The sequence below is a fragment of the Porphyromonas bennonis DSM 23058 = JCM 16335 genome, from assembly GCF_000375645.1.
Classification (GTDB): Bacteria; Bacteroidota; Bacteroidia; order Bacteroidales; family Porphyromonadaceae; genus Porphyromonas_A; species Porphyromonas_A bennonis.
Genome location: NZ_AQWR01000015.1, coordinates 1 through 21,038, shown reverse-complemented (window position 1 = coordinate 21,038; position 21,038 = coordinate 1). Strand labels below are relative to the sequence as shown.

Genomic DNA, 21,038 nt, shown 5'->3' with positions numbered 1-21,038 from the left:
CAGGTTTAGTCGTCCTTTATACTTATCCCGCGAGGGGTAGGGGACGATGATGACCGTCACGTAACTAAATTTTTTAGACCTCAAGAAGAGACTTAATGTCCGCAAGAAGACAGCCAAATGGTCGCGGAAGTCGCGACGATGATAACTCCAACCGTATCAACGAGCAGATCCGTGCTCGTGAGGTGCGTGTCGTAGGAGACAACGTGGAGCAAGGGATCTACACCATCCAGGAGGCTCGCCGTATGGCGCAGCAGCAGGAGCTGGATCTCGTGGAGATTTCGCCCAATGCAGATCCCCCTGTCTGTAAGATCTTGGACTACCAGAAGTTTCTCTATCAGCAGAAGAAGAGGGCTAAGGAGCAGAAGGCCAACCAGGTCAAGACGACGCTCAAGGAGATCCGCTTCGGACCTCAGACGGACGACCATGACTACAGCTTCAAACTCCGCCATGCCATCAGCTTCCTGCAGGAGGGCAGTAAGGTGCGTGCTTATGTCTTTTTCCGAGGACGGTCCATTGTCTTCAAGGATCAAGGGAAGCTGCTCCTCCTTCGCTTTGCCAACGATCTCGATGAGTATGCTCGAGTGGATCAGCTGCCAAAGTTAGAGGGCAAGCGTATGAGCATGCTCTTCTCTCCCAAGAAGGGAGTCGCTAAGAAGAAGGGTGACGACCGTAGTAACAATAATAATCACACCTCTGATGAGGGCTCTGACGCAAAGCCGGATGAGGAGGCGTAATAACGACCACGGCGGGAGCCGCGGCAATCACTAATTTATACATTAATAATCCATCAAGTCATGCCTAAGGTTAAGACTAATTGCGGTGCTAAGAAGAGATTTTCTCTCACCGGATCAGGAAAAATCAAGCGTAAGCATGCTTACAAGAGCCACCTCCTGGCATGTAAGTCCAAGAGGCAGAAGCGTGATCTCACCAATAACGGGCTGGTACATAAGTCCAATGAGCGTGGGGTCAAGAAACTGCTTGGACTTGCATAAGTAAGCCTCGACTACGTAAGATTTTAGTAACAGGATGATGAGCAGAGAAGTGCGGAGAGTAATGATCCGCCGCTTATGTCCACACAAATTTTAGAATCATGTCAAGATCAGTCAATCATGCCGCCTCCAAGGCGCGGCGCAAGAGAATCCTCAAGCAGACCCGTGGCTACTATGGCGCACGTCGTAATGTCTGGACGGTAGCTAAGAATACCTGGGAGAAGGGTCTTACCTACGCTTACCGTGATCGTAAGGTCAAGAAGCGCACCTTCCGTGCCCTCTGGATCCAGCGTATCAATGCAGCTGCACGTCAGGAGGGGCTCTCCTACTCTAAGCTCATGGGCATGCTCCACGAGAAGGGTATCGAGATCAATCGTAAGGTCCTCGCTGACCTGGCGATGAATCACCAGGAGGCGTTCAAGGCGATCGTGGATAAGGCTAAGGCCTGATCCTTCGTCTCAGTAATAGACTCACATAAGAGCAGCATCGTAGTCCCTACGGTGCTGCTCTTTGTGACGTGATCCGATTTGGCAAGCGACTTGACTTGGAAAAGTGTTATCTTTGTGTCTATCGTAATCATAAACCGTAATCATGACTCTATTTAGCGTCAATATCAATAAAGTCGCCACCCTCCGGAATGCCCGAGGCGAGAATCGCCCGGACATTATCCAGGTGGCTAAGGACCTCCAGAGGATGGGGGCGCAGGGGATCACTGTCCATCCCCGACCCGACGAGCGGCACATTAAGTACGCCGACGTGCCGGCGCTGAGGCAGGTGATCGACACGGAGTACAATATCGAGGGCTACCCCTCGGAGGACTTCCTTAGTCTCGTTACTCAGGTAGGTCCCGATCAGGTGACTCTGGTCCCGGATGCACCGGATGCGCTGACGAGTAGCGCCGGATGGGATGTGGAGACGCACTTTGACCAGCTGGAGAAGATCATCGACCGGCTTCATCGAGCAGGCATCCGCGCCTCGATCTTTGTGGATACCGACCTGGATAATCTCGCCGCCGCTCGGAGTGTGGGTGCGGATCGGGTGGAGATGTACACGAAGCCCTATGCCGACCTCTACCCGACACATCCGGAAGAGGCGGTTCAGCCCTTTGTCGCCTGTGCGAGACGGGCCAAGGAGCTGGGACTCGGAGTCAATGCAGGTCACGACCTCAGTCTCGATAACCTGGCTCTCCTGCACAAGTATATCCCCGAGCTGGATGAGGTCTCTATTGGTCATGCTGTGATCTGCGAGGCTCTCTATGAGGGATTTGAGACCGTGGTACGCAAGTATCTCGAGATCCTCAGCAAGTGAGACAAGCTTAGTATCGTAAACCAATCATATCAGAATAATATCAAATGAATTTCCTTCAAATAGCGGCAGACACACTGCCTCAGCTCTCTCAGGTAGCCGGCTCTGCCGTTACCGATACGGAGACGATGAATCTATGGGATCTGGCTGTCAAGGGAGGCTGGATCATGATTGTCCTGCTGCTTCTCTCGATCCTCGCCTGCTATATCTTCGTGGAGAGGGTGCTCTTCTACAATAAGGCAAGCAAGAGCAATCCCTCCTTCATCGAGAAGACCCGCGACTATATCCGTGAGGGCAAGCTCGAGTCTGCCAAGGATCTCTGCGAAGCTGAGAATACTCCCGGTGCCAGGATGATCTCCAAGGGAATCGATCGCCTGGGACGCCCGACTGATGAGATCATGGCTGCGATAGAGAATGTGGGTAACCTCGAGGTGCAGCGCTTGGAGAAGTCACTTCCTCTCCTCGCCACCGTTGCCTCCGGTGCGCCGATGATCGGCTTCCTCGGCACGGTGACCGGTATGATCCGCGCCTTCTACAATATGGCGCAGGCTGGAGCTAATGTCGATGTCTCCCTGCTCTCGTCCGGTATCTATGAGGCGCTGGTGACGACCGTTGGTGGTCTGATCGTCGGTATCCTTGCGCTCTTTGCTTACAATTACCTCACGACAAGGGTGGACAAGATCGTCTCCAAGTCTGAGTCTGAGGCTCTCGACTTCATGGACCTGCTCAATGAGCCCACCGTCACTTCTGCACGAAAGGGAGGAATACACTGATGAAGCTCAAGCGTAGATCAAAGGCAATAGGAGACTTTAGCATGGCGTCGATGACCGACGTCATCTTCCTGCTCCTGATCTTCTTCATGGTCTCGAGCACGCTGGTCGTGCCGAGCGCCCTGAGGGTCCTACTGCCCCGGAGCTCCCAGCAGACCAATGCCCGACCCGTCACCCGTGTCACCATTACGCCGGAGGGGGAGTACTTCGTCGGCATAGGTAACGGGGAGGATCGGCAGGTGACCTTCGACGAGATTGATCCCTTTCTGCAGGAGACTCTGGATAAGAATCCTGATATGTTCGTCGCCCTCTATGCGGATGAGGGTGTGCCGTACGGCGAGGTGGTGAAGGTGCTGAATATTGCGGTCGAGAACCGCTATCAGATGGTCCTCGCCACACGACCGCTCAAGGAGTAATCATCACTCAAGAAGAAAATCGTGGAGGACGATAAGAGAAGTAAGCGGCAATGGATCTCAGCAGCCATCGCGGTGGGGGTACATATCCTCGCCGTGGGGCTGCTATTCGTCATCCTCATGCCTCCGATCAAGGTTCCTGACCTGCCGGCAGGGATCCTGGTCTCCATAGGCAATATGGCAGAGGCTGAGGGGACCTACGATCCGCACGAGATCATCCCACCAGAGGAAGTGGAGCCTGTGGAGCCGACTCCCACACCGCCCGACGAGGACCTGCTGACGCAGGACCTTCCTGAGGCTCCGGAGGTGAAGCAGATCCAGCGGCAGGAGCCGAAGAAGGAGCAAGTGAAGAAAAAGGACACCCGTGCCGAGCAGGAGAAGCGGCGCCAGGACCGTCTCCGCGAGGAGCAGAAGAAGCGTGAGGCTGCCGAGGCTAAGCGTAAGTCTGAGATCGCCGGAAAGGTGGCAGGTGCTCTGGGGAATGCTCAGAATGCCTCCGGATCGGGAACCACTCCGTCCGGCTCCACCTCAGGCTATGAGGGCTCGCCGTCAGGCAATGTGACCGGCGGCGGTGCCGGCTCAGGAGTGGCAGGCTTCGGAGGCTGGTCACTCGCAGGACGTGACATCGTGGGAGGGCTGAAACGACCCGACTTCACAAAGAATGTGGAGGGACGCATCGTCGTCGCCATTACCGTCAATAGTAGTGGAAACGTCATCGCCGCCACGATCGCTCCCGGTACCACGATCGGAGACTACTCTATGCAGCAAAGCGCGATCAAGGCCGCCAAGGCGACGCGCTTCAGCCGAGCCGATCAGGTGAATAACCAGCGAGGCAAGATAACATACAAGTACGAGCTCCACTGAGCTCTTTAGATCAAGAAATTATGTCAAAGACAGCTTATATTATCCTAGCAGATGGATTTGAGGAGACCGAGGCGATGGGAGCATGGGATGCTCTCCGTCGCGGAGGTGTGGAGGCGAGCTTCGTCTCCATCAATGAGACGACCGCTGTAGAGGGCGCTCACGGACTCCACTTTACTGCCGATCACACGATCGATGAGATCCGGAATCATCCCGCCGATGCGATCGCTCTGCCCGGTGGAGCTACCGGTACAGAGAATCTCTATCAGAGCGAAAAGGTCAGAGAGCTGATCACTACGCAGCTCGAGGACGGTCGTCTGGTAGGCGCCATGTGTGCCGCTCCCTCCGTGCTGGGGCGTATGGGTGTCCTGCGTGGCAAGCGAGCCACCGCTTACCCGGGGTGGGGGAAGTACCTCGAGGGTGCTGAGGTTATCGACGCGGAGGCTGTGGTGGACGGACAGATCATCACCGCAAGGGGTCCGCGCTACTGCTTTGCCTACGGTGTGGCGATCCTGTCGCAGCTCGAGGGAAGTGAGACAGCTGCTAAGGTGGCTCATGGCTTGCTTCTGGATGAGAGTGTGGAGCCGCTGAAGTTGTAATCTGAGGAGACGAGTCTTATGGAGATCAATAAGGAAGAGATAAGGAAGGGACTTAAGTTCTACAACACTGAGGATCGCAAGCTGGAGGACTTCCAGCCGCTCCAGTCGCCGCACGTCGGCATGTATGTCTGCGGCCCGACGGTCTACGGAGATGCCCACCTGGGACATGCCCGACCGGGGGTCACCTTCGACATCCTATTCAGGTACCTGTCGCATCTGGACTACAAGGTCCGCTATGTCCGCAATATCACCGACGTCGGGCACCTCGAGCACGACTCCGATGATGGCGAGGACAAGATTGCGAAGAAGGCACGACTCGAGCAGATCGAGCCAATGGAGGTGGTGCAGCACTATCTGACTGCCTATCATCACAATATGGAGGCGCTCAACGTCCTCCCTCCATCCATCGAGCCGATGGCGAGTGCCCACATCCAGGAGCAGATCGAGCTGACTCAGCAGATCTTAGACAATGGCTTTGCCTATGTCTCGGGAGGATCGGTCTACTTCGACGTCGAGAAGTACGACAAGAAGTATAATTATGGTCGCCTCTCCGGTCGTAACGTCGAGGATATGCGGGCGAATACGAGACAGCTCGCCGGCCAGGATGAGAAGCGCAACCCCCTCGACTTTGCCCTCTGGAAGGAAGCCTCCCCGGAACACATCATGAAGTGGAAGAGTCCCTGGGGCATCGGCTTCCCCGGCTGGCACTGCGAGTGCACCGCGATGGGACGCAAGTATCTGGGGGATCAGTTTGACATCCACGGTGGTGGACTGGATCTGGTCTTTCCTCACCACGAGTGTGAGATTGCCCAGTCGGTCGCCTCGATGGGTCATCCGATGGTCCGCTACTGGCTGCACAATAACCTGATCACCATCAATGGTCAGAAGATGGGCAAGAGTCTCGGCAACTTCATCACCCTGGATGAGGTCTTCAGCGGCAAGCACAAGCTCCTCGATCAGGCCTACGACCCGATGACGGTCCGCTTCTTTGTCCTGATGGCTCACTACCGCAGTCAGCTCGACTTCAGCAACCAGGCGCTGCAGGCTGCGGAGAAGGGACTGACCCGACTCCACGAGGCCTACAAGGCACTTGACTCGCTCAAGCCTGCCGACGCTCAGAGCGCCGAGGTGAGGGACTTCATCCACGCCTCCTATGAGCACCTCAATGATGATCTCAATACTCCGAAGGTAGTGGCAGAGCTCTTCGATGCCGCTCGGGTGATCAATACCGCCAAGAATGGCGACCAGCCGCTCACGGAGGAGCAGATCGCCGACCTGCGTCAGCTCTTCGATACCTTCCTCTATGGTGTGCTCGGTATGCGCCGCGCCGGAGCCGGTCTCTCCTCTCAGCATCAGGAGGCATTTGACGGAGCGATGGATCTCCTCCTAGACCTTCGTCAGCAGGCTAAGGATAGGAAGGAGTGGACCGTCTCTGATGAGATCAGGGATCGCCTGACGGCGCTTGGCTTTGTCATCAAGGACACCAAGGACGGTGCCGAGTGGTCGATCTGACCAAAAATTCCCCTCTCACTATTACCGGTATTAGATTTCTCTAATACCGGTAATGGTTTTGACTACTACCGGTAATAGATGCGACTAATACCGGTAATAGAAATGGCGGTCTCTATCCGGCTGATACTCGCACCCTTATGGAGCCCTCTGTACAGCTGCCTTCCGCCGGCGGTGACAGAGACAGTGTGAGATGGTGGACTTGATGGCGATTGCCCTGCAAAAGGGGATAAATAGGCTCGATATATCGAGAGAATTGTCTACCTTTGCAGTATAGAGGGGGAGAAAAGGGCCCGGTAGCTCAGCTGAATAGAGTGTCAGATTCCGGATCTGAAGGTCATGGGTTTGAATCCCATCCGGGTCACTCGATACATTTGTTGCGAAGTCGGTACGCTTATGTGCCGGTACCCCGAATTATTTCGCTACATTTGTGACAGAATAATAAAAAACCAAACAGACATCTATCATGAATTTCCTGAAATACCTAGGGACCCTCGTCATGCTTATCGGTGCTGGAGTGCTGGTCTTCATCGGTGTTACCGGTGGTGCACAGGCGAATGTGGGACTATTTGTAGGACTCGGTCTCATCCTCCTCGGCTACGTCCTCCACATCGTGCTGGACAAGAAGGCTTCCGAGCAGGAGCGTCTGCATAACTGAGCCATCCCTCTCCTCTCCTTCCCGACGTAGAGCAGAGCACTTCTGCCCTATAGATGATAGAGGACCAATATTTCTAAGAAATAGAGATAGAGGAGCGGTGTATCCGGTGACACTGGGTGCGCCGCTCCTCTTCGAGTTATATCACACCACCCATCACGCGGACTTAGCGGACCATGCTTAAAATACTCAACGATCAGACTACTCAGAGACTGGTAGCCGGTGCTATGGAGGGCGTCGGCGCCCTGGATGAGCATCAGCTCGCGGAGAGGCTTGCTGATGCCTTCATGACACAGCTGCAGCGAGAGCTGAGGTCGAGGCAGCACTTGATCGTCTTTGCCGGTCCGAGTATGGCGGGAGCTGTGTCGCTGCTCTCGGCAGTCACACTCAATATGCTGGGACACACTACCGAAGTCATCCTGCTCAATGACAGTGGCTCGGGTGTCCTGCCGGAGGTGGTCTCGTGGGCCAAGACTCGAGCGCTGGAGTCCGGTCTCGAGCTGCGTGAGGTGAGTCAGGACTTTGCCCCACCCAGGATGGACAGCCGATCGATCGTCATCGATGGCATCTGCGGTACGGAGCAGAGGGGACGCTTTACCGGTAGTCTGGCGAATGTCTGCCGATTTATCAATAAGAAGCACCCCTTTATCATCTCTCTCGATATGCCCTCCGGTCTCTGTGCCGAGGATAATAGGGATAATAACACGGAGGCAGTCATCCTTGCTGATGTGACCTACGCCTTTCACTCTCCCAAGCTCGCCTTCTTCCTCAGAGAGAATACGGCACTCGTGGGAGACTGGAAGGTACTCAGCATTGGACTGGACGACAACTCCCTTGCGAGCGATGTCCGATACTACCTCCTCGAGGACGGAGATATGGAGGGGGCTTTCGGCTCACGCAAGCGATTTACCAATAAGTACGACTACGGTCGGACGCTCCTCATCGCCGGATCTAAGGGGATGATGGGTGCCTCCATCCTTGCGGCACGGGCTGCGATGCGAGCCGGTACAGGACATCTCACCGTACATCTCCCCGCCGGTGCCGATACGATGATGCACCTCGCCGTCCCTGAGGTGCTGGTCACGGAGGATCAGTCGGCGGAGGGCTTCACAGGTACCGGTGAGGACCTCAGTCTCTATGATGCGATCGCCGTGGGACCCGGTCTGGGTCGGAGCGATGCTACCGGTCGTGCGCTCATGGAGCTCATCGAGAGCAGCAATCGGCCGATGATCCTCGATGCAGATGCACTCTACCATCTCTCCAAGTGTCCGGAGAAGCTCAGCGCTCTCACCGCCGGGTCGATCCTCACACCCCATTCGGGGGAGTTTGATCGCCTCTTCGGACCCTCCGAGAGCGACTACGAGCGACTGATGAAAGCGATCGAGATGGCCTCTCGCTACGCATGCTATATTGTCCTCAAGGGACCCTTTACTGCCACCTGTACCCCGAGAGGGCGGGTGATCATCAACTCGTCCGGCAATCCCGGTCTCGCCACAGCCGGCACAGGAGATGTCCTGACCGGGATCATCCTGGCACTGCTGGGCAAGGGGATCAAGCCAATGCATGCCTGCGTGGAGTCGGTATTTATCCATGGCTATGCGGCTGATCTCTATCGGAATGAGGCGTCTGAGGAGACGCTGACGGCGTCCGATGTGATCGATCGAATCCCGATGGTGTACAAGGGATTTCAGGACTACTCCTCGCCTTGGGACAGGACCCTCTGAGTAGAAGAGGTAAGAGAATAGGCAAAAGATACTTTATAAAATATGCGAATAGGAGACTCGGCTCTCATGCCACCGGTGACGATGTCACTGATATGCGTCAATGGAGTAATGCTGATCGCCCTCTGGCTCTGTCAGAGAGTGGGTATAGATCTCAATTTCTTCCTCGGTCTGCACTACTGGCAGGCGCCGAGCTTCAAGCTGTACCAGTTTGTGACCTACATGTTTATGCATGGTGGGTTCAGCCACTTCTTCTTCAATATGTTTGCCCTCTGGATGTTCGGTACAGTGATCGAGCGGACCTGGGGTGCTGAGCGGTACCTGATCTACTACTTTGTCTGCGGTCTGGGTGCGGCATTAGTGCAGGAGATCGTCTGGGGCATCGGGATGTCTCCCGCTGCACTGGCATACTATGGAGACTACCTGATCACTGTGGGCGCGAGTGGGGCGATCTTCGGGATCCTGCTCGCCTTCGGGATGCTGTACCCCAATACACCGCTCTTCATCATGTTTATCCCGATCCCGATTAAGGCGAAGTGGATGGTGATCGGATACGGCATCATGGAGCTCTTCGCCGGTGTCTCGCAGACGGGAGACAATGTCGCCCACTTTGCCCACCTCGGCGGGATGATCTTTGGTTACCTGCTTATCAAGTACTGGCGCAAGCGGGACAGGAAGCGGGTGCGAGACGGGGTGCAAGAGTTTTTCTGATCGATCACACCGATGGGTGGAAAGAGTCATAGAGCTGCTCTGCTGAGTGCCACCGGCAAGCTTATCTGGGTGGTGGTGATGGTGGTGGCCTTTCTCCTATACGGAGGTGCGCTGCTCTCGCCCTCTGTCTCACCTCTGAAGACTCAGATCCCAGCGTTTCTCAATCTCTCCTTCCCTGTCCTCTTGCTCGGCATCGTGCTCCTGCTCGTCTGCGCTCTCATCATGAGGCTCTGGCGGTCAGCTGTTGCCTGTCTGCTGCTACTGCTGCTGAGCGGGGGCTATATACTGACTTACTTCCCTCTGCACCGTACCTCGCTGAGTGAGGAGAGAGACCTGAGGGTCGTCTCGTATAATGTTGCGAATATGGCACTTACGGACGAGGAGGGTGTCCCGCGCGCTCTTCGGATCCTCGAGGGGTCTGATGCGGACGTCATCTGCCTGCAGGAGGGGATCTCTCCCGAGCAGATTGGAAGGTATGGGAAGGAGTGTCGGCAATTCCTCTCGCGCTATCCGTATCGCCGATTCTACGCTGACGACCGGCTGCTTCTCCTCAGCCGGTTCGACATCATCGATGGCGGTATGATCGACTACAAGTCTTACGCCAACGGCTCTGCCTGGTACCTCCTTCGCATCTCGCCCGATCGGTCGCTGCTTCTCGTCAATAACCATATGGAGAGTTACAGTCTGGGTAGTGAGGAGAAGGAGACCTTCCGAGGCTATCTGACCAAACCGAGTCTCGATGAGATGAAGAGCCGACTGCTCGCTATCAAGCGGCGTCTGGGACCATCGCTTAACGTACGAGCCGGTGCCGCGAATGCCGTGCGGGATAAGGTGAGATCGCTCCAGCGAGACCTTGCACCCACATATACCATCATCTGTGGTGACTTCAATGACACACCCATGTCCTATTGCTACTCCCGCATCAGGGATGACCGAAACGATGCCTTTGTGCAGACCGGAAGGGGGATGGGGGTGTCATTTAATGAGCCACTCTATGCATTTAGAATCGATCACCTCTTCTACGAAGGTCCACTGAGAGCCATGGCTGCAGAGATACCAAGCCATAAAGACTGCAGCGATCACAATCCGCTCTTGGTGGACTTCAAGACCCTGGATACAAAAGAATAAGCTCCCCATGTCAAGTAAAGTCAGATCTTTTCTCGCCCGCCTGATCACCGGAGTGCTCTACGTCTCGGTGATACTCTTCGGGATACTGACCGACTCGGTCAATATGATGGCTGCGATCTTCGCCATCCTTACCTCCTTTGCCACCTACGAGTATCAGACCATTACTCAGGTCAATAGGTACTTCCCGATCCTTAAGACGGTGCATGCGGTGATGGCAGGTGTGCTCTTCTTTATCATCTTCAACGTCATCTCTCAGGGCTATACCTACAAGCACCTGCTGATCGCAGTCCTACCGTATGTCGCCTACTACCTCTTCTACATCATCACGGAGCTCTTCCGTAGACGTCCACGGGCGATCGAGGAGATAGCGCACGCCTTCTTCTCACACCTCTATACGACTGTCCCCTTCGGCGCGATGATGCTGCTCTGCTATATGGCTCCGGAGGATACGGGGCAGTACCTGCTCAGCTTTGACCACACGTTCTGGCTACTGCCGATATTTGTATTTATCTGGCTCAATGACTCCGGCGCCTACTGCGTCGGTAGTATGATCGGCAAGCATCAGATGGCGCCGCACATTTCTCCGCACAAGACGGTCGAGGGACTGCTGGGTGGTATTGCTTTCACGCTGCTGGGAGCGGTAGCCTTCTACTACTTCTTCCCGGCGGTGACCAGTTTGGTCAATTGGCTGATCCTTGCCGCCATAGTCGGCTTCTTTGCCACTTGCGGGGATCTCTTTGAGAGCTTGCTGAAGCGCTGCTATGACGTGAAGGACTCCGGGCATATACTCCCGGGACACGGAGGCATACTGGATCGCATCGACAGTACGATCCTGGCCGCACCCCCCGCATTTATCTACATTATTCTCTTTATCTACCTCTGACGGTTAGCCGAGTAGTCCCTCTGGCAGTGTAAGGCGGAGGATATGGTGCTCCTCATCCAGCGCCACCACCCACTCTGCTACCCAGGGGAGAAGGTGCTCCGTGCCATCGTCCGACCGCACACTCAGCAGCACATTGGCGGTGCTGTCATCATACCGCTCCACTACGCCGAGATAGGCATCGTCTCCAGCGCTGTAGACTCTCCAACCGAGCAGACTCCGGTAGTCCCTGCTCTCATCCTGAGTCTGGTCGTGCTGCTCACCCGGAGCGGCAAAGGCGGGGCAACCTCGGTAGCGCTCAGCCGTCTCCACATCATCCACACCGGAGATTTTTACGACCACTTGGCCACTCCGATCCACTAACTCCTCGATCTCAAAGGGAACCTTGATCCCCTCTATCTCGATGAAGATAAAGTCATCCAGCGCCGTCTCCGGGAAGGAGTCGACGATGAAGTCCCCGGTCGTCCCATACGGCTTAAGTATGGGACCGAGGGCAATGTAATGCTCAGGCAGTGCCCTGAGATCGGTAAGTTTCATCAGTGGAAGGCATTAGTCGATGCGGCTTATCGAGGCGCCGATGGCATTCAGCCGCTTATCGATATTCTGATAACCGCGGTCGATCTGCTCGATGTTATTGATCCGGCTGGTACCGCTTGCGGACATGGCGGCAATAAGTAGTGCGATACCGGCACGTATATCCGGTGAGTCCATCGTCGCAGCGCGGAAGGGGTGCGCCCGATCCAGCCCAATGACCGCCGCTCTGTGCGGATCGCAGAGGATGATCTGGGCGCCGATGTCGATCAGCTTATCGACGAAGAAAAGCCGGCTCTCAAACATCTTCTGATGGAAGAGTACGCTTCCCCTCGCCTGTGTCGCTGCCACCAGCATCACACTGATGAGGTCCGGAGATAGTCCCGGCCAGGGTGCGTCTGCTATCGTCAGGATGGAGCCGTCCATAAAGGTGTCGATCTCGTAGTGCTCCTGAGCAGGGATAAAGAGGTCATCCCCCCTCATCTCGGTCCGTATCCCGAGACGCTCAAAGGCTCGCGGGATCATCGCCATCTCCTCTATGTGAGGATTGACGATCGTCAGCTCAGAGGCAGTCATGGCGGCCATGCCGATGAAGCTCCCCACCTCGATCATATCCGGCAGGATCCTGTGACTCGCCCCGCCGAGATGGCTGACTCCCTCGATGGTCAGCCTATTGCTTGCGACGCCCTCGATCTTAGCCCCCATAGAGATCAGCAGTCGGCAGAGCTGCTGCACGTAAGGCTCGCAGGCGGCATTGTAGATCGTCGTCGTCCCCTCCGCAAGCACTGCTGCCATAATGATATTGGCGGTGCCGGTCACAGAGGCCTCCTCCAGGAGCATATACTTCCCATGGAGACCCTCCTTGGCACGGAGGGAGAAGAGCTCCGTCTCCTCGTCGTAGTCAAAGGTGGCACCCAGGTCTATGAAGCCCTGGAAGTGGGTATCCAGACGCCGGCGTCCGATCTTATCTCCTCCCGGCTTAGTGATCGCCGCCTTGCCGAAGCGCGAGAGCAGAGGGCCGACCAGCAGGATCGATCCCCGCAGCTTGCGACACTTTGTGAGAAACTCCTCCGAGTAGGCGAAGTCAAGATTGACGTCATCAGCCTGGAAGCAGTAGGTGTCCTCGCTCTCCTTCGTCACCTTGACGCCCAGATCCATCATCAGACGGATGAGATTCATCACGTCCAGGATATCCGGGACGTTGGCGATGCGGACCTCTTGGTCGGTGAGCAGAGCTGCGGAGATGACCTGTAGAGCTTCGTTCTTAGCCCCCTGTGGGACGAGGGTTCCCCTCATCTGCCGACCGCCCTCTATGACAAATGCGCCCATGATACCTATCGTCTTTTCTTCTTATTTCTGTTGCCTCCTTTATTCCCTCGTCCCCGGTTGTTATTCTTCCGGTTATTGTTGTTACTCTTCTGAGGGTTATTGCCGGACGGAGCTGTGAGAGCCCCTGCCTCCGGCAGCGTGCAGATATGCTCATCGAGGTAGATCTCGCCCTTGGAGAGCTCGTACAGGTCTGCAAAGATCTTGGAGTCGGCGACGGAGGACTTATTCCAGCTGCAGTACTGACGCTTCATCTCCACGGCAGTGATCCTCGCCAGCTCATCTCGCTCCTCTCCCTCCGGCAGCCCCTTGACGATCTCCACCATACGCTCTATCACATGGCCGTAGTGGCGGTAGACCGGGGGTCTCTGTGTATTGTCATCCAGCTTCCGGACCGTCGGCTCCTCATACTCCTCCTGAGAGGTGACGGGGTAGGGGAAGTCCACGTCCAGTCTGAAGCGGGACATGATATAAAGGTGATCCCACAGTACCTCCTCGAAGTCCTCTCGATCCTTGTCCGTCGTGGCAAAGGAGCGCATCGTGTCGATGATCGTCTCGGCACACTGCTGGCGGGTCGCCGGATCCTCGATCTCGACACAGCGGTCGACCATATTCTGGACATTACGTCCGTACTGGGGGAGGATCAGCGGCTTGGCGTCGTTTTCCTTGTAGTCTTGTAGCATATATCTTATTTCTTCTTGTCGAGACGAGTGCGGATCTTCTTGGTCTCCTCCTCGTAGCCGGGCTTACCGAGCAGTGCAAACATATTCCGCTTGTACTCCTCTACACCGGGTTGGTTGAAGGGATTGACACCCAGGATATAGCCACTGATGCCGACCGACTTCTCGAAGAAGTAGAAGAGCTGACCGATATAGTACTCGCTCAGCTCCGGGAGCTCGAGGCGCATCACCGGCACGTCGCCATCGAGGTGGGCAAGGATGGTACCTGTCTCCGCATTCTTATTGACGAAGTCGACCTGCTTCCCGGCGAGGTAATTGAGCCCGTCGAGATTGTCCTTATCCTCAGGTACGACGACGGAGCGGCGTGGCTTCGTGATGCTCACAAAGGTCTCGAAGAGGTTTCGCTCTCCCTGCTGGATCATCTGACCGATGGAGTGGAGGTCGGTGGTAAAGTCTGCCAGGGTGGGGAAGATACCCTTCCCGTCCTTCCCCTCGCTCTCGGCAAAGAGTTGCTTCCACCACTCACCGATGTAGTGGAAGCGGGGGTTGAAGTTATTCAGGATCTCGATCACCTTACCGTGCCGGTAGAGAGCGTTGCGGGTCGCAGCATAGCGGACCGCCATATTCTCCTCGCCCGTGACACTGCGCCCGATATGCTTCTCCATATCCTGAGCACCTCTCACGAGTGACCGGATGTCGCAGCCGGCAGCCGCCAGCGGTACCAGTCCCACCGGTGTGAGGACTGTGAAGCGCCCGCCTACCGGATCCGGGATGACGAAGGTCTTATAGCCCTCATCATCGGAGAGCTTGCGGAGTGCCCCCTTGTGTGCATCTGTGATCGCGATGATGTGCTTGCGAGCAAAGTCGACTCCCTCCTGCGCCTCCAGGAGCTCCTTCAGCAGTCGGAAGGCAATAGAGGGCTCGGTCGTGGTGCCGCTCTTGGAGATATTGATGATGCCAAACTTCCGACCCCTCAGGAGGTCGATCAGCTCGGCAAGGTAGTCCTCGCTCACCTGATTGCCGGCAAAGAGGAGTCTGGGACCGCTCTGCTCCTTGTAGTCAGCAAAGGAGTCTCTCACCCCATCGTAGACCGCCCTGATCCCGAGGTAGGAGCCGCCAATACCGACGGAGACCACGTAGTCGCACTCCTCTCGGAGAGGCTTCACGGCGGTCTCGATCTCGGTCATGATCTCATCGGTGATCGAGGAGGGTAGGGAGACCCATCCGAGGAAGTCGTTCCCGGGTCGATCGCCGACGTATAGTGACTCATGCGCAGCATCCGCCTCCCGGAGGAGGGAGTGATACTCAGCAGCCTGCAGCTCGTCGCTGCATAGGGCGTTGGTGATGTCGAGAGAGATAAAGTCCATATGTGCTCGTATCTTCATTCATTGTTTTACTTATACGCAAATATAGCTATAATCTCTTCTTGTCTTCGGATCTGTGGGAAAAGTTTGCAAGACAGTCCGAGGGACTTCACCCTCCACGGGGAAGGGGCACTTTTTCAGGCTCTCCCTATGATTTCTGTGGCGCCCGATCTGGGGTATTTCTATTACCGATATTAGTGACGACTAATACCGGTAATAGTGATGACTAATACCGGTAATAGATCGGGGCCGCACCACACACCTCCGATATACCTTTATCGGACAGCAAAAAAAGAAGCCCTGTCGGAGGACTCTCCGGCAGGGCTTCTTAGGATAGGTCGGGGTTAGTCCGGCTTACTTTACTTCCGCACGAAGTACCTCGACGGCGCGCTTGATCTGGGTGTCACGACCCTGTAGCGCCTCGTTGAAGTCCAGGGGCTGCTTGACATCCGGCTCTACCTGATGATTCTCGAGGTAGTAGCCATCCTTCGTCATGTAGCCGATGGCGGGGACGCCGAAGTAGATGGCGGGGTTCTGGAGAGTGATCCAATTCACGCTCGACATGGTTCCCGCAACCGGCATACCGACGATCTTACCGATCTTCATCGTCTGGTAGACCCATGGGGTGCCGTGGGCATTGGAGTAGTCGGCCTCGCAGGTGACCATGACGCTCGGCTTGGTCCAGCGGCGTGATGGCATCGGGCAGTAGTCGCGTCCCTTCGTCATCTGCTCCAGATACTTGGTCCCGGTGAAGAGTACCTCGATGTCCTCGTGGAGACGGCCACCGCCATTATTACGGATGTCGATCACGATGCCGTCGCAGTTATAGTACTTACCGAGTGCATCAGAGTAGACCTTACGGAAGCTCTCGTCATCCATCGAGGGGATGTGAACGTAGCCGAGCTTGCCGTCTGAGAGCTTCTTTACCTCCTCAGCACGCTGAGATACCCAGCGCTTGTAGAGTAGGTCGCTAAGTCTGCCGGAGGAGATGGGCTTGATCGTCTCCTCCCAGCGTGCGCCGGTCTTCGGGCAGTAGAGGGAGATGAGGGTCTCGCGACCGACCTTACCCCTCAGGAGGGGGAAGTAGTCAGTCTGAGCATCGATCTCCTCGCCATCGATGGCGGTGATGTAGTCACCGGCCTCGACCTTGGAGCGGAAGGTATCGAAGGGACCGCCGATGACCACCTCATCGATCTTGAGGCCCTTGTCGGAGGGCGTCCAGTCGAGGAAGAGTCCCAGCTCAGCGGTGGAGGGACTACTGACAGGTCCTCTGTAGCCGCTGCCGGTGTGGGAGACGTTCAGCTCGCCGAGGAGCTCAGAGAGCATGTCGGAGAAGTCCTGATCATTGGTGATATAGGGGAGGAACTTCTCGTAGTGGTCGGTCAGCTCGGGCCAGTTGGCACCATTGATATTGGTGATGTCCTCGTAGAAAATCCTCTCTCCCTCCTCGCGGCGTACGTAGTCGTACTCGAAGCGGCGCTCGTCAGCGGGACGGAGCTTCATGCGAGCGTCGTAGGAGACAGACTCTATCTTCTCGCTCGGGAGAGACATCTTCTTCATATCCCTTGAGCCGATCATGAAGATCTTGTCCCCCTTGCTGTCGGGCATGAAGTTGTAGAAGGGACCGTCGAGCTTCTTGAGCAGCTCTACATCGCCCTTGCGGAGGTCCTTCTTCCATAGGTCGTATCCACCCTCGAAGGCAGACATATAGTAGAGTGTCTCTCCGTCAGAGGTGATGAAGGCATCACCGAGCTCTGAGGAGACGGGGGTGAGGCGCAGGATGCGGTGGTCGATATTGTCGAGCTCGACACGGATATCCTTCGTGGTGTCGTCCTTCTTCTCGGCTTTCTTGTCGTCCTTCTTGGCCTGCTCTTTCTCCTGCTCCTTAGCCTTCTTCTCCGCCTCGGAGAGGAGCTTGTACTCCTCCTCGTCGAGGACGAACTTGTCGTAGCTCTCGCGATTGAGGAAGACGATCATCACGTCATTCATCGAGCCCCAGGAGGCGTGGTTGCGCATACCGTACTGCTCGGAGGTGTAGATGATCGCATTACCGTCCATCACGAAGCGGGGACCCATGGCGAAGTAGCCGGACTGGGTGAGGTTGTGGATCTCAGGATTGGACTCGGTCGCGCTGACGAGAGCGACATCGTAGTAGGGGTTGTGGCCGTTGTCGACGATGCTCATGGCGATCCACTTGCTGTCGGGCGACCAGGTGAAGTCGATCTGTCCGTCACGCTCTACCTGATACCGTCCGTCGGTGATCTGGCGCTCCCGCTTGGTCTCGGTATTGTAGATCACGAGACGGCTGCGGTCCTTGAGGTAAGCGAGGTCCTTGCCGTTGGGGGCAAATTGCGGGCAGGTCTTCTCCGACTTGTCGCCGGGGATGAGGAGCTTCTCGTCGATCAGGGTGCTGTGGGGGAAGTCCGGATCCTCGCTGCGCTTGATGGTGGCGACGTAGAGGTCGCTCTTGCCATTGCGCTCACTCGCATAGACGATCGTGCGGTTGTCGCCAAAGGTGACATCGCTCTCGGCTGCGGGGGTATTGGTGATGCGCTTCGTCGTGGTGTAGTCCGCCGAAGTGACAAAGACCTCACCACGGATCACGAAGGCGACCTGCTTGCCGTCAGGGGAGATGGAGGCGGAGGTGATACCGGAGCGGAGTGTGATCTCCTGCTCGGGCTCCTCGACGTAGTCGCTGAGGATGCTCACCTGCACGCGCTGCGGCTGACCGCCGGGACGGAGGGTGTAGATCTCGCCGTCATACCCGTAGCAGAGGGTGCCGTCGGCAGCAGAGGAGAGGAAGCGGACCGGGTGGTCGGTGTAGGAGGTAAGCTGCTTGACATTCTGACCATCGATGGAGGCGGAGAAGACGTTGAAGCAGCTCTTCGCTCCGCGCTCACTGAGGAAGTAGAGCGTCTTGCCGTCAGCCGAGAGGACCGGGTTACGATCCTCACCCTTCCAGGTGACGATGGGGGTGTACTTCTTACTCTTGAAGTCATACCGGACGATATCTCGGGTGACGGAGGAGGTGTGGTGCTTGCGCCACTCATTCTCCATCCCCTTATTGTCCTCATAGATCAGTCCGGATCCGTCGGGGAGGAGTACACCGTCAGCAAGAGGCGTTGGCATCACCATCTCCGTACGACCGCCCTCGGCGGGGATGCGGTAGAGCTCGTTGTACCGCCCGGGGAAGATGGCACTGGACGCAGGATCCTGGATATGGGCTGCGTAGAGGATGTGCTTGCCGTCGAGGCTCCAGGTGATGGGTTTCTCGCTTGTACTGTGAGTGGTGACACGCTTCGCCTGACCGCCACGGGCGTCCATGACGTAGATGTCCTCTCGCCCATCGGTGCGGGTGCTGACGAAAGCGAGCTTGGAGCCGTCCGGGTTCCACATGGGACGATAGTCGTACCCCTCTGAGGTGGTGAGGCGTCGTGCCGTGCCGCCCTGAGTGGCGACGCTGAAGAGGTCCCCCTGGTAGGAGAAGGCGATCTCCTTGCCATCCGGAGAGATGGCGGGATAGCGCATCCAGAGAGGTCTCTGCTCCTGAGCGGAGAGCATGGTCGCCGCTGTCAGTGCGACGCTTACCGTCAGGATGATCTTCCTTAGATTCATTTCGATTACAGTTAAGTGGTTTGATGTGATATGAGTCTGGCTTAGTCTCCCCCGTGACTTTTGCAAAAATAGTGAATTTATGGCAATGTGGGACTCCTCACTCGTCACCCCTGTCGCCCCCCCACCTCAAAGATCCCGACCGGTCGGCCGGGGTGTGCAAAGGCTCCGTCAGAGGCGGTCCCGCTACCCCGGTTGAGAATGTTGCAAGAAGTGCCATTCTCGCACATTAGCGACAAATGTGCTGAGGCATTGCACGAAGGATGAGATGTAAAGGCGCCTAGACCAATTCTGTCCAAGGGAGCGTATCTTTCTCCTCGCAAGAGAGACTATCATTCAAGCAACAGTCTCAGCTAAGTACGCTTTCTACCCGCCAAGGCACCTTCGTTGAACTTTAAATCCGTCACCTTTAACCTCAGCCAAGTCCAATTACCATCATCGAGTTTCCAAGTGGCAGACGCCCTACTGGGCACACGAATACCCTCATAATCGCGATAATCATATATATTCATTTCCCAAACGTACCTCTTTGCTTCCTTGCCATTATCCTTGTATCTGAGGGCCGAGTATTTCACGACATCTCCTTCTGAATTAAAGAAAAAAGTTCCGCTACCAGTTGTCCCATTATACGACAGAGTGGCTATCGCTGTATTGGCATCAATCTCCGTCCACACTATATAGGGACTTAGAGCCAGAGATGGGAACCACACCATTTCTCCTAAATAGGTCTGAAGAATAGCTTCATCCAATTTTTTTCCCCGTTCGTTCACGACTGATACTAATGAATTCATTTTGATGGTCATGAGTCCATGCCCATCCTCGAATTTATCCCGACCTTGAAAGGTAATGAGTCCTCCCCTATTAACTTCCACACACCAAATAAATGCAGGGATATTAAGAGTCGAATACTGGAGTGCTTTAGCTGTCATCCACCCGCCTTTCCCTTGTTTCATCTGCATCTGTGCTTCTTGGACAACCCGACCCACAGAGATGGAGGCCTTGCCAACCATTCCACAATGGGTCAGCCATCTTGCAACAGGACTTGGCAGATTGGAGAGATCACGCTCGGATATTTTTTTGCTCTCGGCCCCATTCTTAGAGAGTATGCGTGCCGTTTCCTCTTCTATTTTGTTTCTGAAAATTTGCTGTCCCACCAAGGACACTGACACCACTAAGATTAAAACATTAGGGAGAGTCCCGAATCTTGCATCTTTCCAATAGGTTAGAATCAAGATCTCAGAACTTAATACTGCGATCAAACCTACCCATGGAGCATACTTTGACCCTGTAAAATACTGTACCCCAAAGACGATAAAGAGGACTGCCGCACACATCCATAAAAATCCGTAAGGCTTAGGGATAGACGACATACTGCTAATAGATGTCGGACTCAAGGCTTTAATCAATCCGAGAGTGTGCAGTAGACCGTGAAGGAATACAATAACGGCAAATACTATCTTCATATGACCAAAAAGGCAATAAACATTACTTCATCTCAATCGCAAAGTTACAAACAATAACAAGATAAGCAGCCTTCTACAGGGGTGACGCATTTGAGCTTTACATATGTCATCCAACTCATCGTGAAGAGTAGGGAAAGAAGCACCCCGACTGGGGTGACAGCTCCATAGCTCGGGTCAAGGGGCATAGCCCCGAAGACCCGTGGATCGGGCAATGCAAGCAATCCCGCGACCCCGCNAGGGGTCGAGGGGGTAGGGAAGGGTCTTTGTACATCGGTCACCGCTTCGCGGATGACCGATGCCTATGGAGCGAGCACCCTTCGGGTGCCTCACGGATAAGCCCTCTAGGTATATGATTACCCCAATGCTCAAATGCGTCACCCCTCGCCGTCCCTCGCTCGGATTGCGCGAGAGTGTGCCAAATAGGTATATTTGTGCAGTAATCGGAATGATCACACACGAGAGCGAGATATGTACGGGCTTTTCAATGACAGCTTCCAGCCGGCAGTAGATGGGGTGGGCAC

At 55.6% G+C, this 21,038-nt stretch carries 20 protein-coding genes and 1 tRNA gene; 15 read left to right on the top strand and 6 right to left on the bottom strand.

What is annotated here, in order from left to right; all coding sequences use genetic code 11:
* Positions 1 to 95: 95 nt before the first annotated feature.
* From infC to B088_RS04065, 15 genes are all read left to right on the top strand, one after another.
* On the top strand, positions 96 to 734 hold the full coding sequence (gene infC, locus B088_RS04135) for a translation initiation factor IF-3 (protein WP_018107147.1): 639 nt from the start codon (positions 96 to 98) through the stop codon (positions 732 to 734).
* Between the two features lie 60 nt (positions 735 to 794).
* Positions 795 to 992 (top strand): 50S ribosomal protein L35, encoded by a 198-nt coding sequence (rpmI, locus tag B088_RS04130; RefSeq protein ID WP_018107146.1) that lies wholly within the window; start codon positions 795 to 797, stop codon positions 990 to 992.
* 98 nt (positions 993 to 1,090) lie between these two features.
* Positions 1,091 to 1,438, top strand: coding sequence for a 50S ribosomal protein L20 (rplT, locus tag B088_RS04125; RefSeq protein ID WP_018107145.1), 348 nt, complete (start codon positions 1,091 to 1,093; stop codon positions 1,436 to 1,438).
* A 142-nt stretch (positions 1,439 to 1,580) separates the two neighbouring features.
* The gene (locus B088_RS04120) at positions 1,581 to 2,297 is read left to right on the top strand and encodes a pyridoxine 5'-phosphate synthase (RefSeq protein WP_018107144.1); all 717 of its coding nucleotides are present in this window, start codon (positions 1,581 to 1,583) and stop codon (positions 2,295 to 2,297) included.
* 44 nt (positions 2,298 to 2,341) lie between these two features.
* Positions 2,342 to 3,067 carry a MotA/TolQ/ExbB proton channel family protein gene (locus B088_RS04115; protein ID WP_018107143.1) on the top strand — a complete coding sequence of 242 codons (726 nt, stop codon included), beginning with the start codon at positions 2,342 to 2,344 and terminating at the stop codon, positions 3,065 to 3,067.
* Complete coding sequence (locus tag B088_RS04110) at positions 3,067 to 3,480, top strand: ExbD/TolR family protein (RefSeq protein ID WP_018107142.1); 414 nt, start codon at positions 3,067 to 3,069, stop codon at positions 3,478 to 3,480. Before B088_RS04115 ends, B088_RS04110 begins: the two co-directional genes overlap by 1 nt.
* 21 nt (positions 3,481 to 3,501) lie before the next feature.
* The gene (gene tolA / locus B088_RS04105; RefSeq protein ID WP_018107141.1) at positions 3,502 to 4,341 is read left to right on the top strand and encodes a cell envelope integrity protein TolA; all 840 of its coding nucleotides are present in this window, start codon (positions 3,502 to 3,504) and stop codon (positions 4,339 to 4,341) included.
* Between the two features lie 20 nt (positions 4,342 to 4,361).
* Positions 4,362 to 4,937, top strand: a complete 576-nt coding sequence (locus tag B088_RS04100; RefSeq protein WP_018107140.1) for a DJ-1 family glyoxalase III — start codon at positions 4,362 to 4,364, stop codon at positions 4,935 to 4,937.
* Positions 4,938 to 4,955: 18 nt separating this feature from the next.
* Positions 4,956 to 6,449, top strand: a complete 1,494-nt coding sequence (gene cysS, locus B088_RS04095) for a cysteine--tRNA ligase (RefSeq protein ID WP_018107139.1) — start codon at positions 4,956 to 4,958, stop codon at positions 6,447 to 6,449.
* Between the two features lie 287 nt (positions 6,450 to 6,736).
* Positions 6,737 to 6,810, top strand: a tRNA-Arg gene (locus B088_RS04090).
* 102 nt (positions 6,811 to 6,912) lie between these two features.
* Positions 6,913 to 7,104 (top strand): hypothetical protein, encoded by a 192-nt coding sequence (locus tag B088_RS04085; RefSeq protein ID WP_018107138.1) that lies wholly within the window; start codon positions 6,913 to 6,915, stop codon positions 7,102 to 7,104.
* 173 nt (positions 7,105 to 7,277) lie between these two features.
* Positions 7,278 to 8,825, top strand: a complete 1,548-nt coding sequence (locus tag B088_RS04080) for an NAD(P)H-hydrate dehydratase (protein ID WP_025081789.1) — start codon at positions 7,278 to 7,280, stop codon at positions 8,823 to 8,825.
* 42 nt (positions 8,826 to 8,867) lie between these two features.
* Positions 8,868 to 9,533 carry a rhomboid family intramembrane serine protease gene (locus B088_RS04075; RefSeq protein WP_018107136.1) on the top strand — a complete coding sequence of 222 codons (666 nt, stop codon included), beginning with the start codon at positions 8,868 to 8,870 and terminating at the stop codon, positions 9,531 to 9,533.
* A 12-nt stretch (positions 9,534 to 9,545) separates the two neighbouring features.
* Entirely contained in the window at positions 9,546 to 10,661 is a 1,116-nt protein-coding gene (locus B088_RS04070) for an endonuclease/exonuclease/phosphatase family protein (protein WP_018107135.1), read from the top strand.
* 7 nt (positions 10,662 to 10,668) lie between these two features.
* Complete coding sequence (locus tag B088_RS04065) at positions 10,669 to 11,544, top strand: phosphatidate cytidylyltransferase (protein ID WP_018107134.1); 876 nt, start codon at positions 10,669 to 10,671, stop codon at positions 11,542 to 11,544.
* Between the two features lie 3 nt (positions 11,545 to 11,547).
* Here the strand turns inward: B088_RS04065 and B088_RS04060 are convergent, their stop codons facing one another.
* From B088_RS04060 to B088_RS04035, 6 genes are all read right to left on the bottom strand, one after another.
* Positions 11,548 to 12,078 (bottom strand): ribosome maturation factor RimM, encoded by a 531-nt coding sequence (locus tag B088_RS04060; RefSeq protein WP_018107133.1) that lies wholly within the window; start codon positions 12,076 to 12,078, stop codon positions 11,548 to 11,550.
* A gap of 12 nt (positions 12,079 to 12,090) precedes the next feature.
* On the bottom strand, positions 12,091 to 13,401 hold the full coding sequence (murA, locus tag B088_RS04055) for a UDP-N-acetylglucosamine 1-carboxyvinyltransferase (protein ID WP_018107132.1): 1,311 nt from the start codon (positions 13,399 to 13,401) through the stop codon (positions 12,091 to 12,093).
* 5 nt (positions 13,402 to 13,406) lie between these two features.
* Positions 13,407 to 14,081: a DUF4290 domain-containing protein gene (locus B088_RS04050; RefSeq protein ID WP_018107131.1), complete on the bottom strand. Its 675-nt coding sequence runs from the start codon at positions 14,079 to 14,081 to the stop codon at positions 13,407 to 13,409.
* A 5-nt stretch (positions 14,082 to 14,086) separates the two neighbouring features.
* Positions 14,087 to 15,445: a glucose-6-phosphate isomerase gene (locus B088_RS04045; RefSeq protein ID WP_025081787.1), complete on the bottom strand. Its 1,359-nt coding sequence runs from the start codon at positions 15,443 to 15,445 to the stop codon at positions 14,087 to 14,089.
* A gap of 351 nt (positions 15,446 to 15,796) precedes the next feature.
* Complete coding sequence (locus tag B088_RS04040; protein ID WP_018107129.1) at positions 15,797 to 19,057, bottom strand: S41 family peptidase; 3,261 nt, start codon at positions 19,055 to 19,057, stop codon at positions 15,797 to 15,799.
* Between the two features lie 350 nt (positions 19,058 to 19,407).
* Positions 19,408 to 20,517, bottom strand: a complete 1,110-nt coding sequence (locus tag B088_RS04035; RefSeq protein ID WP_018107128.1) for a DUF6544 family protein — start codon at positions 20,515 to 20,517, stop codon at positions 19,408 to 19,410.
* Between the last annotated feature and the right edge of the window lie 521 nt (positions 20,518 to 21,038).

Coding starts and splice junctions, on each gene's coding strand:
- B088_RS04080 (WP_025081789.1), top strand. CDS start 7,278: ATGCTTAAAATACTCAACGATCAGACTACTCAGAGACTGGTAGCCGGT.
- cysS (WP_018107139.1), top strand. CDS start 4,956: ATGGAGATCAATAAGGAAGAGATAAGGAAGGGACTTAAGTTCTACAAC.
- murA (WP_018107132.1), bottom strand. CDS start 13,401: ATGGGCGCATTTGTCATAGAGGGCGGTCGGCAGATGAGGGGAACCCTC.
- B088_RS04075 (WP_018107136.1), top strand. CDS start 8,868: ATGCGAATAGGAGACTCGGCTCTCATGCCACCGGTGACGATGTCACTG.
- infC (WP_018107147.1), top strand. CDS start 96: ATGTCCGCAAGAAGACAGCCAAATGGTCGCGGAAGTCGCGACGATGAT.
- rpmI (WP_018107146.1), top strand. CDS start 795: ATGCCTAAGGTTAAGACTAATTGCGGTGCTAAGAAGAGATTTTCTCTC.
- B088_RS04050 (WP_018107131.1), bottom strand. CDS start 14,081: ATGCTACAAGACTACAAGGAAAACGACGCCAAGCCGCTGATCCTCCCC.
- B088_RS04045 (WP_025081787.1), bottom strand. CDS start 15,445: ATGGACTTTATCTCTCTCGACATCACCAACGCCCTATGCAGCGACGAG.
- B088_RS04060 (WP_018107133.1), bottom strand. CDS start 12,078: ATGAAACTTACCGATCTCAGGGCACTGCCTGAGCATTACATTGCCCTC.
- B088_RS04065 (WP_018107134.1), top strand. CDS start 10,669: ATGTCAAGTAAAGTCAGATCTTTTCTCGCCCGCCTGATCACCGGAGTG.
- rplT (WP_018107145.1), top strand. CDS start 1,091: ATGTCAAGATCAGTCAATCATGCCGCCTCCAAGGCGCGGCGCAAGAGA.
- B088_RS04100 (WP_018107140.1), top strand. CDS start 4,362: ATGTCAAAGACAGCTTATATTATCCTAGCAGATGGATTTGAGGAGACC.
- B088_RS04085 (WP_018107138.1), top strand. CDS start 6,913: ATGAATTTCCTGAAATACCTAGGGACCCTCGTCATGCTTATCGGTGCT.
- B088_RS04040 (WP_018107129.1), bottom strand. CDS start 19,057: ATGAATCTAAGGAAGATCATCCTGACGGTAAGCGTCGCACTGACAGCG.
- B088_RS04070 (WP_018107135.1), top strand. CDS start 9,546: ATGGGTGGAAAGAGTCATAGAGCTGCTCTGCTGAGTGCCACCGGCAAG.
- B088_RS04115 (WP_018107143.1), top strand. CDS start 2,342: ATGAATTTCCTTCAAATAGCGGCAGACACACTGCCTCAGCTCTCTCAG.
- B088_RS04110 (WP_018107142.1), top strand. CDS start 3,067: ATGAAGCTCAAGCGTAGATCAAAGGCAATAGGAGACTTTAGCATGGCG.
- B088_RS04035 (WP_018107128.1), bottom strand. CDS start 20,517: ATGAAGATAGTATTTGCCGTTATTGTATTCCTTCACGGTCTACTGCAC.
- B088_RS04120 (WP_018107144.1), top strand. CDS start 1,581: ATGACTCTATTTAGCGTCAATATCAATAAAGTCGCCACCCTCCGGAAT.